This is a genomic window from Frankia sp. AgB32 (genome assembly GCF_023243045.1).
Lineage (GTDB): Bacteria > Actinomycetota > Actinomycetes > Frankiales > Frankiaceae > Frankia.
Genome location: NZ_JALKFX010000041.1, coordinates 40,250 through 54,832, shown reverse-complemented (window position 1 = coordinate 54,832; position 14,583 = coordinate 40,250). Strand labels below are relative to the sequence as shown.

The following is a 14,583-nucleotide window of genomic DNA, read 5'->3' as shown; positions in this document are numbered from 1 at the left end:
TTCGGGTCCCTGAACCAAGATCAAATGGTTCTTATTGTGGTGCGTTAGGTCCACGAGCCGGCCCGTCGTGCTCGCCGCTCTTTGATCGGCTTCGCGGCGGGCCGCGATGTTTCCCCGGGGGGGGCCCCCCGCCCCCCCCGCCCCCCCCGGCCCCGGCCCGCTCGCCGACACCGTCCGGCTGCTCGCCGGCGAACTCGCCGAGCCCGGGCCGGCCACCACCACGCTGCTCGACCGGCTCGTGGATGTCCTGCTCATCCATGTGCTGCGGGCCTGGCTCCAGGCCACCTCCGCCGGGCCGTCGGCCTCCTGGCTGCGGGCCCTGAACGACCCCGTGGCCAGCGCGGCGCTCACCGCCCTGCACGCCGACCCCGGCCGCGCCTGGACGCTGCACTCTCTCGCGGACCACGTCGCCGTCTCCCGCGCCACCCTCGCGCGCCGCTTTCCCGCCCTGGTCGGGGAGACCCCGGCCGCCTACCTCACCCGCTGGCGCATGGACCTGGCCGCCCGCCGGCTGCGCGACACCGACGACCCGATCGAGGTCATCGCCCGCGCCGTCGGTTACACCTCCGAGTACGCGTTCTCCCGCGCCTTCTCCCGCGACCGCGCCATCCCTCCCGGCCGCTACCGCGTCCGGAGCAGAGCCCGGCACGAGACAGCACCCGGTCCCGTCCAGACGGGTTGACGCGCGGTTCGGCGCCGCACAACCACCGGGTCAGTTGACCGTGGGGATCAGTCCCCCGTCGATGCGGAGGTTGGCGCCGTTGATGGAGGCGCCGAGCGGGCTGGCGACGAAGGCCACCAGGGCGGCGATCTCCGCCGGCGTGGTCAGCCGGGCCGCGGGGCTGGCCAGCGGGCCGTCGATCAGCATGCGGATGGCAGCGTCGGCGTCGTCGAGTCCGTGGCTCCTGGCGAAGACGCCGGCGAACTCCCGGAATCCCTCCGTCAGTGTCGGGCCGGGGCTGACGGTGTTCGAGGTGATCCCGGTGCCGGCGAGTTCCTTGGCCAGGCCCACCGTGAGGTTGGTCAGCGCCGCCTTGGCCGCACTGTAGGCGGCCCGGACCGGCAGCGGGTAGGAGTTCGCCGCGCTGCCGAGCTGGATGACGCGCCCCCACCCGGCCGCCCGCATCGGCGGGGTCAGCGCGAGGATCAGGCGCACCGCGGTGGCGACGTTGGCCTCGTACAGGGCGCTCCAGTCGGCGGTGGTGGCCCCGGTCCAGCCGGCGTCGTAGGCCGCGCCGGCGTTGTTGACCAGGATGTCCAGGCCGCCGAAGGCCGCGGTGGCCTCGGCGGCGACCCGCGTCGCGGCGGCCTCGTCGGACAGGTCGCCCACCACCACCGCGGCAGCTCCGCCGGCCGTGACGATGACGTCGGCGGTGGCCCGCGCCCGTTCGCCGTCCCGGCCGTGCACCACGACGGCGACGCCCTCCCCGGCCAGGCCGATCGCGATGGCTCGACCGATACCGCTGGAGCTGCCGGTAACCAGCGCCCGTTTGTCACGCAACTGCAGATCCATGAGTTTCCGATCCTTACTGTCCGGGACTGCTTCGATCTTCACGGTAGTGCCGCCCAGGCGCGACGGACCATGCCTGATATCGCCGAATTCATGTCCAACAAGCTCACCATGCATCTCGACCAGATATGATCATCGGGTGGATGTCCTCACCGATGTGCTCGCGGTGCTGGAAAACGGGCCGACCCTGTGCGCGCGCACCCAGGCCCACGCCCCCTGGGGGCTGCGCTTCGGCGGCAACCAGGGCTTCGGCTTCCATGTCGTCCTGCAGGGCACCTGCTGGTTGACGAGGGCCGACGAGCCGCCGCTGGAACTGCGACCCGGCGACGTGGCGATGCTGACCAGCGGCGGTGAGCACGTCCTGGCCGACGACCCGGCCGGCCCGGCCGTCGCCTTTCGCATGAACCCCGGGCAGCAGACCAGACGGATCGGCCACCAGCACCTTGCCGGCTCTCCGTCCGGAGCACGAACGGTCCTGCTCTCCGGCGCCTACCGGATCGATCCCCGCCGGCCGCATCCGTTGCTGGCCACGCTTCCCGACCTGGTGCACCTGCCGAACCGGCGCCGGCACGGCCTGCACACCGCGGTGGATCTGCTCGGCGCCGAGGTCGAGGAGCAGGAGCCGGGCGCGGAGGCGATCATCAGCACGCTGGTCGACGCCCTGCTCGTCTACATCCTGCGCGCCTGGCAGGAGGACCATCCGACCGGCTGGAGCCGGGCGCTGACCGACCCGGCGATCGGTGCCAGCCTCCATCGCATCCATCAGGATCCGGCGCGAGCATGGACGGTCGCGCAGTTGGCCGCCGAGGCCGGGCTCGCCCGGGCCACGTTCGCCCGCCGGTTCACCGCGCTGGTCGGTGAACCACCGCTGACCTATCTGACCCGGTGGCGGCTGACCAGCGCGGCCCGCCTGCTGCGGCAGCGGAACGCACCGCTGTCCGCCGTCGCGTGCCAGGTCGGCTACACGTCCGAGTTCGCCTTCGCCAAAGCGTTCAAACGGGAGTACGGCCTCGCCCCCGGTGCGTACCGCCGCGTTGACCGGACCAGCGAAGATCCGGACAGCCCGGGCACCCCGGGTGCCCGCAGCGGCGAGGTCAGGTGAGCCCGCAGCGCAGGCCGTCACAGCTGACGGCGACGACGGGATCCAGCGTGGCGGCATCGCCTGGTCGCGTCAGAGCGACAGCGGTCAGCGCCTTCACGGCGTCGTGGCCGACATCGGCGCGGACCGTTACCGCCTTCTGAGCGCGGGACAGCAGCTCACGCAACCGTGCGGACACGTCGACGCCGGCGGCCACCGCCACGGACTCGATGTCGTAGCGCGCGAACCTGCCCACAGGCCGCGATCTCCATCAGCCGCCGAGGGTAGCGATTCCAGCCATGATCGCGTCCGCCGCGGCCGGCAGCGTCGGCTTGGCGGGCTCCGCCACGTTGTCGGCCCCAAGGAACACCGTGACACAGACGATATCCACCCCGTCGGCCACAAACAGAACCCGTTGCGTTGCGTCTGAATAGATCCGGTAACTTACGGCCGGGTAGCCGTCCACAGCGGCCAAGGATATCTCGTCGGGCCTGGCGGCCCGGCTCTCGGTGCCGGCGCACCGCTGCACCCCGTCCCGAACTGCCGCCAGGAGTTTCGAAGCGTCGGCTTCGGTTGCGAACTGCATTATCTCGGTCGCGAAGCCGACGGCGTCGGAAACATACGCCACGTAGGCATTCGCGTTTTCGCCTGGAAAGCTGTTCGGCGACGCCGAGAACGCCGAGTTTCCCTGCGGCGTCAGCGACTGGCAATCAATCTTGGCACCGCCAGTCGATGGGCCGGCCGGGGCACCGATGGTGCTACCCGAGTTCCCGCTGGACAGCGGCCCGGACGGGCCGCCAGAATACACTCCCGGGAAATAGAACTCGCTGGGGAGCAGGGCTTCGGCGAGCCTCGCACCGGTCCATTGGTGAGTGAGCGGCCCGGTCGATACGGCCGATACGGTCAGCGCACGCTCCGTGTCGAAGGTTACATTGCCGCGCTGACAGAAATCCACGCGGCCGTCCTGTTCGATCGCTGCAATACTGTGGACATTGCACTGCCAGCCGTCGACTGTCGCATAACGACCCGATCCCTGTTGCTCCTGCGGCGGAGTCGCGTGATACGCGGCCAGCACTCGCTGGGCCTCCGCACAGGACAGTTCACCGGAGAGCACGACGAGCTGGAGACCCCCGCCCTCGGGGCTGGTGCCCGCGCCGCCGCAGCCGCCGGCCTTCCCTGCGTAGTCCTGGTCCTGAGTTCCGGAGGTTCCGACCGTTCGCTGGAACGGCTTTCCGGTCTGCGTGTCGACCAGCACGAACTCGCGGACGGGGGCAGCCACCGGCTGAACGCTGACCACGTTGTTCTCGGTGAAGCCGGACCACCTCGGTCCGGTGTACTCGGCGGTGGAGTAACGGACCGGCGGCGTCAGCGGGTTGCCGCAGAAACACTTGACGACGGGCGTGCCGTGGGCGTCGACCAGGACGGCGGTGCCGGCCTGCAGGATTGCCGGGACGGTGGTGGCCCGACCGTTTTTGAAACCATGGTTGGTGACGGCGGTGTCGGCTCGGAGCGTGACCGGAGTCAGCCCTCGCACGTAATCGTCAAGGCCAGCCGGCTTGATACCGAGAACAGCGGACCAGGCCGCGAGAAGATCCGGATGCTTATGGAGAAAGGTCTTCATCGTCGACGAGTCACAACGGGCGTTGTCGCGGGTTCCGCCGAACAGCCCCGGGGTATTCGCCACCCGACTCCCGTGCGCAGTAGGCGGCTTCACCCCCGAAACATCATCTCCAACCGCCGGCATGAACGGATTCGGACCGGGTGTCCGGGTTGGTGCCAGGGCGACGTTGAGCGTTCCCCCGACGGCCACACTGCCGACACGGTGTTCCAGGACGTAGGTGATCGCAGTCGCGACGACGATCACCACGAGGACGGCCGCGGCGGGAGGTAGCCACCTCCGGCGTCGCGGTCGGTCGGCCGGGCCCGCCCGGCGGGTGGCTCCGGCCGTGTCCGCAGCGGAGATCACATCTGCCTGGACCGTGCCGTCCGACCGGTCCATCCCGCCCGGCGTCATCGGAGACGGAGCACGACTGTCGTTGCTCGCCGCGCCCTCGGCGACCGGCCCGCCGGGAAACCCCGGCCGGCCAGGAAAGGGCGGTGACTCCGACGACTTCGGCCGCGTGCCGCTCACCGCGTGGCCCAGTCCGGACCGCAGAGCGACGATCGCGTCAGCCTCGCTCAACCCGACCAGGTCGACGTAGCGCAGGTTCTGAAGCACTCCGCGGGGCCTGCCGTCGATGACCCTGACCGGCACGACAGCGGGCAGACCGTCCTCGGTCCGGTTGGACAAGGCCGCCTGCCAGGCGCCGCCGCTGCCCGCGTCGGGCGACATCGCGCTGGGCGAGAGGACGAGCACCACCCGGGTCGACTGGCGCAGGGCCTCGTCGATGGCACCGATCGTGCTCGCACCTGGGACGACGTCCCAGCCCTCGAAGAAGCACCGCGCCGCCTGCCCGTTGACAGGCATGGTGTCCTCGATCTGCCAGGCGATCCAGTGCGCCCAGGCTTCGACCTCCCGGTCAAAGCTGATAAGAAAATCGTAGCTCGAAACCGATTCGCCCCCGACGTGCTCCACGCGAACAATGCTCCCATGCGCCCACCCCCGTTCAATCACGGGGACGGTTTTCGCGGGCTGGTCGGCGCCAGGATCACCGGGAATTTTGACAGACCGCCAGAAGAGACAGTTTTCGTGGAGTACTCGACGCGGAGGGTTGGTTCGCGGAGATGGGAAAGCATGCGGTCGCCCGCAACCCACCCGTCGGCTATGGAAGTAGCAGGATGCGGCCGAGGTGGGCGCGGTCCTCGAACATGCGGTGCGCGGCGGCCGGGTCGTCGAGGGGAAGGCGCGCGTGCACCGTCGTGCGCAGCCGGCCGGCGGCGAAATGCTCGGTGAGGTCCGCCACGTCGCGCCGGGCCGCCTCGGCGTCCGCCGCCCGCCAGGCGAGCAGGGAGAACCCGACGACGGAGCGAAGCGTGAACAGACTGGTCACCGGAATCGCACTGAAGTCACCGGAGGCGACTCCGTACAGGACCGTGCGGCCCCACGGCGCCTGCAGGTCGAGGCCACGCAGCAGCGTCTGTCCGCCGATCGAGTCGAGGATGACGTCGACCCCGCCGGGCGCGGCCCTGCGCACCTGGTCGGGCCAGTCGTCCTCGGAGTAGTCGATGGCGACGTCGGCACCGTGGTCGAGGGCGAAGGCGAGCTTCGCGGGGCCGGCGGCGGTGGCGATCACCCGGCCCGCGCCCAGCACCTTCGCGAGCTGCACCGCGAGGTGGCCGATGCCACCGGCGGCGGCATGGACGAGCACCGTCTCACCCGGCACCAGCCGTCCCGCGCGCAGCGCACCGAGCGCGGTGGCGCCGCCCACCGGCAGCATGCTCGCGGCCCCCTCGTCGAGAGCCTCCGGAACCTCGGCGAGCCAGTCGACGTCGGCCACCACGTACTCGGCGAACGCGTCCTCGGACAGGGTCGCCACCCGCCGACCGAGCAGGCCTGCGGGCGTCTCGGCGGCCACGCCGGGACCGACGGCCTCGACCGTGCCCACCACGTCGCCGGTGAGTTTCCCCGGCAGTGGCCGGGCGAAGATCGGCCCACTCGCCGGGCCGCGACGCAGCCTGGTGTCGACGAAGTTGGCGCCGATGGCGGTCGCCCGCACGAGCACCTGTCCAGGCCCCGGCTCGGGGATGTCGGCGTCCTCGACGGTCAGGACCTCCGGATCGCCATAGGTGTAGTAGCGGACACGACGCATGGACGCCTCCCGACGACACAACTAACTGGAGCGACGGTCAAGTTACAGCGACCGTACTGGACCGTCGGTCCAGTTGTCCATCTCGGGCGCCGGCAGACCGATGGGCTAACGTGCACGCAGGGGACGGATGAGGCCGGGGAGGACGCGATGAGCCACCCGCGGCCGGAACGCGCCGACGCCGCGCGCAACCGCCGGGCGATCCTGGCCGCGGCGGAGGATCTGCTGGCCCGGCACCGACCGGACAAGATCACCATGGAGCAGATCGCCCGGGCGGCGGGCGTCGGCAAGGGCACCGTCTTCCACCGGTTCGGTTCCCGGGGGCATCTGCTGATGGCCCTGATGCGGGAGCGGGCCTACGCGCTCAACGAAGCAGTCATCAGCGGGCCGCCGCCGCTCGGCCCCGGAGCAGCGGCGCACGAGCGCCTGTACGCCTTTCTGGACGCGATGGTCGACCTCGTCAGCCGGAACAAGGGGCTGGTCGCCGCCCTCGGCGCCGCCCTGCCGAGCGCCGAGCGCACCGAGGTCGAGACGCACTGCGAGGTCGAGACGCACTGCGAGGTCGAGACGGAACCGGCCGGCGGACCCGGCCGGGTTCCGCGGCCGGACGAGTCTCGGCCGGTCTATGACGTCTGGCACGCCCACATCAGCATGCTGATCAACGAGGAGCGGACAGACCTCGACGCAGATCTCCTCGCGCACGTCCTGCTCGGTTCCCTGCACAGCGACCCGATCCTGCGCCTGCTCGAAGCCGGCGAGGGCCATCGACTCGCGGCAGCACTCCGCGCCCTCGCCAGCGCGCTGATCACCGCACCCCCGGCGACGGCGCGGAAACAGCCCGCAGCGACCAACGACAAGGAACGTTAGGTCGCCGTCGAAACAGTTCCGGGAGTCAACATCCTTCGACGAAGGACGCTCGGCGTCACGTCCCGGCGGGCTGGCCGGTGACGTTGCGGGCATGCAGGCCGGGCTGCTCGGGATCGACGTTGTAGGCGATCACGCGCACCGGGCGGATCCGGATGAGCTCGGGATCGAAGTGCGGGTCGGCAGGCACGTGGGTGGCCGTCTCGGCGATGCCACGGATCTCCAGGAAGTGGGCGCCCTGCGCCGTCGGCGCGGTGACCTCGTCGACCACGAACGCGACGCGCGGAGTGGCCTGAACATTGCGGTACTTCGCGCTGCCGGCCATGCCGAACCCCGTGATGTCGATCGTTTCCAGGGCGTCGTTCCAGGTGAAGCCGAGCGGCTTCACCTGGGGCGAACCATCCGGACCGATGGTCGACAAGTGGCCCCGCTCCTGGCGGGCCAGGAACCGAATCTCAGCGTTGGTGAAGACCATGATGTTGACCCTAGAACCTCAAGCCGACTTGAAGTCAATACGGTCAGCGCAGAGCAGCCGAGGCACTCCGCGAGCATCCCCACCGCGACGCCCCCGGTGGTCGGGCCGATGTCCGCTACCGGGCGAGCAGCGCGAGAATTCTCTTTGTGGCGTCGTCCCGGGCGTCCCGGTCGAACGCCGGGTGCCGCGCCAGAAAAACGCGTGCCCAACTCCTGGACAGACGACGACCTCGTGCCGGACGTCCGACGCACGCAGGGCCGCGGATATCCTCTCGGCCTGGTCGGAGCCGATAAGGAAATCATCGCCTCCGACCAGGAAGATCAGTTCTCCGCGGATTCCCGGGGTGAGCTCCAGGGTGGGTTCCGGCTGGCTGAGCGGAATATCGGTGCTCGGCAGCCAGTCGCCGTACACGATGGCCGCACGGGTGATCGGCAGCGCGGTCGCGGCCAGACAGGCCAGGTGCCCGCCGACGCCGAAGCCGACCACCGCGGCCTCCTCGACCCCATATCGGTCCGCGAGCAGCGAGGTGGCCGCCCGCACATCGGCGACCCCTGGGACTGGGCTCCGGAGGCCTGACCGGAACGCACCGCACGGCCCGGCGACTCGCCGCCGCGGCGCGGCCGACCTCAGCCTGAGCGGCCGCCGCCGCTTCGGACCAGGCTGACCGGCGGTCGGCGCTTTATGCGTTCAGCCACCGCGTGTGGATATTCAGTAGTAGGTTCATCGCGTCCGCCCGACCTGGAGCATGCCGGCGGACTCCGACGAGTCGGGGGCTCGGCCGGCGCTGTGCGGCGGTGAATCCGCGCGGTCTCCGACGACGTCCGCTTCCGGACCGCCGTGGATTCCCTGCTCCTCGAGCACCTGAGAACCGCACGCGAGAAAGCAGGACCGCATGCCCGTCATCGCCGACGACGTCGAGATTGTTCTCGTTTATCAACAGCCTCTCCGCCGCCTTGTACCGGTCATGTCGACGCCCCGGCAACTCCTCGACCGAGAACACACCCGTATCTTTCTGGAGGAAATACAGCTCCGCTATCCGGCTGGCCCGGCCGCGGCCCTCGTCGCCGCCTCCATCGCGGCGATCAACGCTGCGTACGCGGTGCACCCACGTATCACTCCCGCCCTGGTCCGGGCCGAGATCAGCAACCAGGAGCACGCGGCGGGCCTGGCAGACACGGCACCACCCCCACCAGCGGCGCTGGGCCCGGTGGGGGCGCCGGCGCGGAGAGCCATCCTGCTGGCGCGCATGCAGAGCCGGCGCGGCGCCTACACGTGGAAAGAGGGTCGCAGCGCGGACTTCACCGCCTGGATCGGCGGCGCGGCGCCACTCGCGAATCCCATCAGCATCGACGCGACCATCAACTGCTGGGAGGCGGTGCTGGTCGCCGCCGCCGAGGGCGGTCTCGTCACCATCGCCCAGCTGACCCAGGCGTATGGCGCCGCGGACCCCAACGCCGCCGTGTACAACCTGCTGACCCACGGTGGAACCGTGACCGTCAACTGCGCTGCCGCCGCGCTGGCGAACAACATTCACGCCGGCGACGTCATCATGATGGAGCACGTGGGTCAGAACCTGCACCACGTCATGGTGGTGCTGACCGCCAGCCCGGCGGACTACCGGCAGATCGAGGTGTTGTCGCTGTGGGGCACGCACGGCGGCTTCATCGTCACCAGGGCGACGCTCAGCCTCCTGATTATCCCCACTACGGTGTTCCGCTACTCGACGCTCTGATTTTCGGCACCGAATCGCGACTCGGCCGCCTCGTCGCGGCGAAAATCCCTTGAGTGATCGGCGGGCGCCGGCGAAGATCGGACACCGAGGTGATGACTGCGGTGTCCACTCTGACCGACGACGAGGTCGCCCGGTTCGTCGACGAGGGCTTCGTCGCACTCCGCGAAGCGTTCCCCGGGGCGCTGGCCGACGAGTGCCGTTCGATTCTCTGGCGCATGATCGGCCTCGACCCGGACGACCCGGCGGGCTGGACGCGACCCGTCATCCGCCTCGACGGAAGCGGGGAGACGCCGTTCCGGCAGGCCGCCAACACACCCCGGCTGTGCGGCGCCTACGACCAGCTTGTCGGGGCAGGCCGGTGGCGGCCGCGGACCGGCCTCGGCACCTTCCCCATCCGTGACGGCGCCTACCTGCCGCCCGGCGAGACGTGGTTCTGGCTGAACCTGCGGTCCCGCGACCGCGCACTCCTCATGCTCTTCCTGTTCTCCGACGTCGGCCCCGACGATGCGCCGACCCGCATCAAGGTCGGATCGCACCTCGACGTCCCGCCGTTCCTCGCACCCGCGGGAGAACGGGGCCGCAACGGACTGGACCTGTGCCGGGAGATGGACGCGGCCGGGAAGCTCGACAGCCCCGACCGCCCGGTGGCCCTCGCCACCGGCCAGGCCGGCGACGTGTACCTCTGTCACCCGTTTCTCATCCACGGCGCGCAGCGGCATCACGGCTCCGTCCCGCGCTTCCTCGCCCAGCCGCCGCTGGACCCGACCGGCCTCCTGAACCTGGACCGCGCCGACGGTTCCTACTCCCCCGTCGAACTCGCGGTCCGGCGCGCTCTCCCGGGAGTTCGCGATGTCAGTGCCCCCGCGGCAGACAATCCAGCACCAGGCTGAGCGCCGCGGGCAGGTCGATGTGGTCGTCGGACGTCGCGCCGAAGTGGGCGCCGGTGGGGGTGACGACGGCGGTCGCTCCCAAGCCGACGACGAGGTCCTTCACGTGCTCGATCGGGTCGGGGATGTTCACCGGGTCGTCGACGGCGGCAAGTACGCGGAACTGCCTGGCCGCCCGGCGGATGCGGGGCCAGTCGAAGGGTTCGGCGAAGAACTTGGCGAGCGCGTCGTAGCCGACCTCGTGGGAGGCGGTGGAGACCAGGACCGCGCCGGCGAACGCACCGTCGTTGTCGACGTCGTGCGCCAGGGTTCCAGGCGCGGAGCACCGGTGTCGGGCAGAGCCGGGATGTCGACCCGGTGGCCCCGGGCCTCGAGCGCGGCCCGCAGGTAGGGGAACCAGACACTGTCGCCGTTCGAACCGTAGCCGTGGGACACGATGATCGTGCTCATGAGCTCACTCCCCTAAATCGAAACGAACCGTAGCGTTTCGATTTCAGGGTTAGCAGATTGATACCGTGCGGCGATGACCAGACCCGCCGCCCGAGAGCGCCCGGGCGCGCGCCTCGGTCCGGGGGCCGGATCCGGAGTCAGGACGCACATGACGACGTCCTGCGGGCTGCGGTCGACATCCTTGAGCAGGTCGGCTACGGCGCGGTGAGCTTAGAGGGCATCGCGACCCGGTCCGGGGTCGCCAAGAGCACGATCTACCGGTGGTGGCCGTCCAAGGCCACCCTGGTGACGGAGGCCTCCGGAAAGATCGTCGCCGGCCGCATGCCGCGGCCGGACACGGGCACCGTCGCGGGCGACCTCACCGAGTTCATCGCGGAGCTGTACCGCGTGGCGGACTATCCGCTACGCGGCAGGGCCCTGCGCGGACTGATGGCCGAAGCCCAGCTGGATCCCGCCTTCCAGGAACCCTTCCGCACCTGGGTACAGAGTCGGCGTGACGTCGTCGCAGCCCTGCTCGCGCATGGGATCGAGCGTGGGGAGCTGGCCGCCGACCTCGACCTCGACCACGCCGTCGACCTCGTCTTCGGCCCCTTCTGGTACCGACTGCTGCTCGTAGGCCACCTCGCCCTGGACCCCGCACAGGCCCGCAGTCACGTTCACCGCCTCCTGCAAGGACTGCGCCCCCCATCGGATCCGTGACCACCAAGATCCGACGGTTCCGCGGCGCACCAAGATCCGACGGTTCCGCGGCGCACCAAGATCCGGCGGTTCCGCGGCGCACCAAGATCCGACGGTTCCGCGGCGCACCAAGATCCGACGGTTCCGCGGCGCACCAAGATCCGACGGTTCCGCGGCGCACCAAGATCCGACGGTTCCGCGGCGCACCTGGCCGGGCTGGAGGCCCGGCCGGTGCCTGCTGGCTGGTGCTCGATACGGAAGGGGCTGGTCACAGGCTCCGGAAGAACGCCTGGATGTCTTCGGCAAGCAGGTCGGGCACCTCGAGAGCCGCGAAGTGGCCGCCGCGGTCGGCCTCCGTCCACCGGGCTATCGACATTCGCTGCTCGGCGTACGGCCGGATCGGGCGGTTGATGTCCTCGGGCAGAACAAGGATTCCGACCGGCTGGACCGTTCGCCACGCCGGCGGACGGCCGGTTTCCCGGTGCAGGCGCGGCGCCGTGCCACCGGTGCCGGTCAGCCAGAACAGCGTCACGTTCGTGAGCACCCGGTCAGCGCTGATCGGGAAGTCCTGGGCCGCCCACATCGTCATCGGGTCGAGCAGCCAGGCGAGCAGGCCGACAGGCGAGTCGGTGATGCCGTACGCCGGAGTCTGCGGCCGGGTGCCGTTGATGGTCCGTACCCCCGGCTGGTTGCGCAGATAGGCCGCGGTCTGGTCGTACCGTTCCTGGTCCCCGGGGGTGAGGTCCGTACGGTCCGGGTCGCCGGGCATCGGCGGGGTCGGAAGGTAGTTGAGGTGAACTCCGATGACGTGTTCGACATCGTGCTCGGACAGCGCCCGGGACACCGACGACCCCCAGTCACCGCCGTGGGCGCCGTACCGCTGGTACCCCAGTCGACGCATCAGCTCGGCCCAGGCCCGGGCCACCCGGTCGACGTCCCAGCCGCGCTCATGCGTCGGACCGGAGAAGCCCCAGCCCGGAATCGACGGGACGACCACATGGAAGTCCGCCGAGAGCGGCCCGATGACCTCAAGGAACTCCACGATCGATCCGGGCCAGCCGTGCGTCAGCACCAGTGCCAGCGCGTCCGGCCGTGGGCAGCGGACGTGCAGGAAGTGGATTGGACCAGCTCGTGGACGACGCCCAGGACGCCCTGCTCGCCCCGCTCGCCCCGGCCGAACGCGCCGAGCTGATCCGCCTCCTGCAACGAATAAACGATCACCATTCCGCATGCTGACCCGCCCGACGACAACGCCACCAGGGCGGGACGCCACGGCACCGGCCCACTGCGGCGATCTGACCGTTCCTCACAGCGAGGCCGTTGCCGTCCACAGCGGTACCCAGCAGGCTCCCGCCGTGGCCACGAGCGCGACGGCGAGCAGGCCCGTCGTCGTCAACGGCCGTGCCTGCCGACGCAGCCGGGCGGCCAGCTGCGGCTCGTTGCCCGCAGCATCAATGATCTCCTGCCGCAGGATCAGGATCAGGACGAGGAGGAACACCAACGAGTCCTGCAGGGCGAACAGGAGATAGCCCGCCGTGCGGCCTGAGCCGTAGACGACCAGGTGATACCAGCAGGCCACGAGGGGCAGCACCACCATGGCGAGGTAGGGAGTCACCAGTCGCAGGGACAGTGCGGCGCCCTCCCCGTCCACCCCCTTCTTCGTGATCATGTACGGCTTCTTGATCCGGAACACGACCTGGACGAGAGCGGAGAGGACGACCACCCAGCGTGCGGCATGCAGTACTACTCCGCGCCAGGTCAGATGCACGCCGGCCGGCAGATGCCAGGGGCGGCTCCACAGCCAGATCAGCGCGGCGACGACGGTCAGCGGAAGGCTGTGGGCGAGGAAGTCCGGGAAGTGAACCCGCGAGACGCGCCAGTCCAGCGTCAGCGCGCCCAGCGGCAGGGCGAAGAGGATCAGCATCGACAGCGACCAGAAGGTGTACCAGGTCTGCGCGAAGAGGAACTGGGCCGCCTGGCGCGGCCGGTAGTTCCGGAGCAGACGCGGCGTGTGGCGCAGCAGCACCTCGATCATCGAATATGCCCAGGCGAACTGCTGCGCCAGGTAGGTCTCGAACGTCTCGGGCCCGTCGCCCACCGCCAGGACGTCAGGGACGAAGACTCCCTCATATCCGCGGGCCGCGAGACAGACGGTGTCGAGATGATCCTCCGCCCGGGTCGGCTGGAATCCCCCGATCTCCCGGATCGCCGCCGTGTCGTAGGTGCAGTGGCTGCCGATGATGAAGGGTGTCCGGGAGAAGCCGTAGAAGCCCATCTGGAGCGGTCCCTGCAGGCCCAGTTCCTGTTCGGCGGCGCCTCGGGCGGTCCAGTGCTCGAAGTTGCCGTACACGCTCGGCGCCTGTACCCACTTCACCTTCGAGTCGGCGAAGTAGCCGAGGACCCGATCCAGGTAGTCGGGGTTCGGAACATGGTCGATGTCGAGCTGAGTGAAGTGCGTGTAGTTGTGCCCGTAGGCGTCGAGCCAGCTGTTGACGTTCCCCGCCTTGGTCTTGCGCTGGAAGGGTGGGAACCTCTGGTTCCAGGCGGCCACGCCGGACTTTCCCCAGCGATCCTGGTCGTGCCGGCAAAAATATCGCACGCCCACCGAGCGGGCGAGCTCGTCGATCTCCGGCGACGGCACCTTGTCGACCAGTATCCAACTGTCGTGGGGATACTCGATACGGCTCATCGCGACGAGCTGACGGCGGACGATCTCGAGCGACTCCGAGCCGGGAACCGTCAGGCTGAGCACGGCGACCCGCCCGATCGGCGCCGCCTGTTCGGCCCACCACACCGGCACGGGAACAGGCCGACGCATGTTCCCCACGAAGAGCATGTACATCGTGGACAGAAACGTTCCGACGTAGAAGAGGGACAGCGAGCTCAGCACGAAAAGCGGCAGGGAGTCCACGTTGCCGGGCCGCAGCCACCACTGCCAGAAGAAGACGACAGCGGCAAGCCAGCCGGTCACGATCAGCAGGTACTGCCATCGCTGCCGACGGCTCATCGCGGGCGCCGCCTCGACCCGGATCTCGGATCCGAGCGCGAGCTCCCGAGAGTGGCCCGGTGCCGGGGCGCGATACTGCAACGGGACCGTCAGCGGCCCGGTTACCGGACGATCCGTCAGTGTCTTGCCACGCAGCGAGCCTTGCACCAGTCCCCC

Annotated in this window: 14 protein-coding genes and 1 pseudogene; 6 read left to right on the top strand and 9 right to left on the bottom strand. The window is 69.8% G+C overall.

Annotated elements, in window-relative coordinates:
• Positions 1-133: 133 nt before the first annotated feature.
• Positions 134-682: pseudogene (locus MXD60_RS14690) on the top strand (helix-turn-helix transcriptional regulator); the annotation flags it as partial.
• Between the two features lie 30 nt (positions 683-712).
• Here MXD60_RS14690 and MXD60_RS14685 read toward each other — a convergent pair.
• The gene (locus MXD60_RS14685; RefSeq protein WP_248819620.1) at positions 713-1,513 is read right to left on the bottom strand and encodes an SDR family NAD(P)-dependent oxidoreductase; all 801 of its coding nucleotides are present in this window, start codon (positions 1,511-1,513) and stop codon (positions 713-715) included.
• Positions 1,514-1,649: 136 nt separating this feature from the next.
• Between MXD60_RS14685 and MXD60_RS14680 the strand changes: the two genes are divergently transcribed.
• On the top strand, positions 1,650-2,612 hold the full coding sequence (locus tag MXD60_RS14680) for an AraC family transcriptional regulator (protein ID WP_248819619.1): 963 nt from the start codon (positions 1,650-1,652) through the stop codon (positions 2,610-2,612).
• Here the strand turns inward: MXD60_RS14680 and MXD60_RS14675 are convergent.
• From MXD60_RS14675 to MXD60_RS14665, 3 genes are all read right to left on the bottom strand, one after another.
• The gene (locus tag MXD60_RS14675) at positions 2,605-2,844 is read right to left on the bottom strand and encodes an SbtR family transcriptional regulator (RefSeq protein ID WP_248819618.1); all 240 of its coding nucleotides are present in this window, start codon (positions 2,842-2,844) and stop codon (positions 2,605-2,607) included. The genes MXD60_RS14680 and MXD60_RS14675 overlap by 8 nt on opposite strands.
• 15 nt (positions 2,845-2,859) lie before the next feature.
• Positions 2,860-5,163: a DUF6777 domain-containing protein gene (locus MXD60_RS14670; protein WP_248819617.1), complete on the bottom strand. Its 2,304-nt coding sequence runs from the start codon at positions 5,161-5,163 to the stop codon at positions 2,860-2,862.
• Between the two features lie 187 nt (positions 5,164-5,350).
• Positions 5,351-6,337 carry a quinone oxidoreductase family protein gene (locus tag MXD60_RS14665; RefSeq protein WP_248819616.1) on the bottom strand — a complete coding sequence of 329 codons (987 nt, stop codon included), beginning with the start codon at positions 6,335-6,337 and terminating at the stop codon, positions 5,351-5,353.
• Between the two features lie 147 nt (positions 6,338-6,484).
• Here MXD60_RS14665 and MXD60_RS14660 point away from each other — a divergent pair, with 147 nt between their 5' ends.
• Positions 6,485-7,201, top strand: a complete 717-nt coding sequence (locus MXD60_RS14660) for a TetR/AcrR family transcriptional regulator (RefSeq protein ID WP_248819615.1) — start codon at positions 6,485-6,487, stop codon at positions 7,199-7,201.
• Positions 7,202-7,256: 55 nt separating this feature from the next.
• On the opposite strand, the gene MXD60_RS14655 is transcribed toward MXD60_RS14660, so the two are convergent.
• Positions 7,257-7,673, bottom strand: coding sequence for a PPOX class F420-dependent oxidoreductase (locus MXD60_RS14655; RefSeq protein WP_248819614.1), 417 nt, complete (start codon positions 7,671-7,673; stop codon positions 7,257-7,259).
• An 18-nt stretch (positions 7,674-7,691) separates the two neighbouring features.
• Positions 7,692-8,213, bottom strand: a complete 522-nt coding sequence (locus tag MXD60_RS14650; RefSeq protein ID WP_248819613.1) for a dienelactone hydrolase family protein — start codon at positions 8,211-8,213, stop codon at positions 7,692-7,694.
• 352 nt (positions 8,214-8,565) lie between these two features.
• On the opposite strand from MXD60_RS14650, the gene MXD60_RS14645 reads away from it, so the two are divergent.
• Entirely contained in the window at positions 8,566-9,405 is an 840-nt protein-coding gene (locus tag MXD60_RS14645; protein ID WP_248819612.1) for a hypothetical protein, read from the top strand.
• A gap of 92 nt (positions 9,406-9,497) precedes the next feature.
• A complete protein-coding gene (locus MXD60_RS14640; protein ID WP_248819626.1) occupies positions 9,498-10,295 on the top strand; it encodes a phytanoyl-CoA dioxygenase family protein in 798 nt (265 codons plus the stop codon).
• Here the strand turns inward: MXD60_RS14640 and MXD60_RS14635 are convergent.
• Entirely contained in the window at positions 10,258-10,425 is a 168-nt protein-coding gene (locus MXD60_RS14635; protein ID WP_248819611.1) for a hypothetical protein, read from the bottom strand. The genes MXD60_RS14640 and MXD60_RS14635 overlap by 38 nt on opposite strands.
• Positions 10,426-10,799: 374 nt before the next feature.
• Between MXD60_RS14635 and MXD60_RS14630 the strand changes: the two genes are divergently transcribed.
• The gene (locus MXD60_RS14630; RefSeq protein ID WP_283098366.1) at positions 10,800-11,441 is read left to right on the top strand and encodes a TetR/AcrR family transcriptional regulator; all 642 of its coding nucleotides are present in this window, start codon (positions 10,800-10,802) and stop codon (positions 11,439-11,441) included.
• Between the two features lie 247 nt (positions 11,442-11,688).
• Here the strand turns inward: MXD60_RS14630 and MXD60_RS14625 are convergent, their stop codons facing one another.
• Complete coding sequence (locus tag MXD60_RS14625; protein ID WP_283098380.1) at positions 11,689-12,501, bottom strand: alpha/beta fold hydrolase; 813 nt, start codon at positions 12,499-12,501, stop codon at positions 11,689-11,691.
• Between the two features lie 225 nt (positions 12,502-12,726).
• Positions 12,727-14,427 (bottom strand): glycosyltransferase family 2 protein, encoded by a 1,701-nt coding sequence (locus MXD60_RS14615; protein ID WP_248819609.1) that lies wholly within the window; start codon positions 14,425-14,427, stop codon positions 12,727-12,729.
• Between the last annotated feature and the right edge of the window lie 156 nt (positions 14,428-14,583).

Excerpts from the sequence above, each read along its gene's own strand:
- MXD60_RS14685 (WP_248819620.1), bottom strand. The coding sequence starts at position 1,513 with ATGGATCTGCAGTTGCGTGACAAACGGGCGCTGGTTACCGGCAGCTCC.
- MXD60_RS14665 (WP_248819616.1), bottom strand. The coding sequence starts at position 6,337 with ATGCGTCGTGTCCGCTACTACACCTATGGCGATCCGGAGGTCCTGACC.
- MXD60_RS14660 (WP_248819615.1), top strand. The coding sequence starts at position 6,485 with ATGAGCCACCCGCGGCCGGAACGCGCCGACGCCGCGCGCAACCGCCGG.
- MXD60_RS14655 (WP_248819614.1), bottom strand. The coding sequence starts at position 7,673 with ATGGTCTTCACCAACGCTGAGATTCGGTTCCTGGCCCGCCAGGAGCGG.
- MXD60_RS14645 (WP_248819612.1), top strand. The coding sequence starts at position 8,566 with ATGCCCGTCATCGCCGACGACGTCGAGATTGTTCTCGTTTATCAACAG.
- MXD60_RS14640 (WP_248819626.1), top strand. The coding sequence starts at position 9,498 with ATGACTGCGGTGTCCACTCTGACCGACGACGAGGTCGCCCGGTTCGTC.
- MXD60_RS14615 (WP_248819609.1), bottom strand. The coding sequence starts at position 14,427 with ATGAGCCGTCGGCAGCGATGGCAGTACCTGCTGATCGTGACCGGCTGG.